This window comes from Priestia sp. YIM B13551 (assembly GCF_042787905.1).
GTDB lineage: Bacteria > Bacillota > Bacilli > Bacillales > Bacillaceae_H > Priestia.
In genome coordinates this window covers 1-1,106 of record NZ_JBHZOX010000038.1, presented here as the reverse complement: position 1 = coordinate 1,106, position 1,106 = coordinate 1, and the positions used below count along the sequence as shown (strand labels likewise).

Below are 1,106 nucleotides of genomic sequence, written 5' to 3'. Positions count from 1 at the left end.
GGAAGAGATTTCTCTTCTCTTAATCCTACACCGAACAAAAATAATTAACTTAATTGTAACATATAAAACCGAATATAGCAAATACAGGAAAAACGGCCCTTTCAAGTGTGGAAATTCTATTGTAAAAAGATTAATTTAAGATCTACTAGTAGTACATAAATTCAATTGACTTTCACCATTTGTGCACCTATGTAGATTACATACAAAAGAGTAAGCGTATTAAGAAACCTGATGTTTTGTGTAGATGAAATTTTTTATAAAATTGATATCTTGGGTATAATACCGGGTATATACGTGATAGAGGGGGAGGATTATTTGAGACTGAAGGATGGAGATTTTTATACAGATAGTAGAAACGATAAGGTATATAGGTTAAATGAAGATGACAAGGGCAGCTGGTATGTGAGTACATATGAAGATGAAGGTAATGATAAACTGTCTAGAACATCGGGGCGTGAGATGATGAAATTGTTAAAGAGTTTTTATACCAAAATGAACGACAGTTGAACATTCATAGCTCTGAAAAACTACCATCCTTAGTCATCATAGGGGAGGTAGTTTTTTGTTCGCATTATATTTAAAAAGTAGTGGCTCAAAGTCTGTTGGAAAGGTACACATTTATGAGCACTTTTAAATAGCTGTAACTAAAATAATGCTAATACTTTAATGAAAATGAATTTTTCTTCACACCCTTTTCCTTTCATTAAGAAAATACATACACACATGTATGACAGTTGTCATACTAGTTACTTGACGTTTATATCTTTCGTTACCAGGTACTATGCTCTACTATAAAGACAAAGAAGAGCTGAATATTAAACACGGTAAAGATGTAAGGAGGAACACATGAGTAAACAAAAAACGACTGAATTAAGAAAAAATGTAGCACCTTTTGAAAAATCCAATACGAAATCGAGTATAAAGCAATTGATAAACACATTCCTTCCTTTTTTACTACTTTGGTTTCTAGCTTATAAAAGTTTATCCGTTTCTTATTGGCTAACACTGCCAATAGCTATTTTTACAGCTGGGTTCGTCGTCCGAATCTTCATTATTTTCCATGATTGTTGTCATCAATCATTTTTCAAAAGCCGAAAAGCGAATAA

Annotated in this window: 1 protein-coding gene and 1 pseudogene; both read left to right on the top strand. The window is 32.3% G+C overall.

Annotated elements, in window-relative coordinates:
• The first annotated feature begins 315 nt into the window (after positions 1-315).
• Positions 316-507, top strand: coding sequence for a hypothetical protein (locus ACFX4N_RS31085; protein ID WP_053488358.1), 192 nt, complete (start codon positions 316-318; stop codon positions 505-507).
• 339 nt (positions 508-846) lie between these two features.
• Positions 847-1,106, top strand: a pseudogene (locus tag ACFX4N_RS31080) (fatty acid desaturase); the annotation flags it as partial.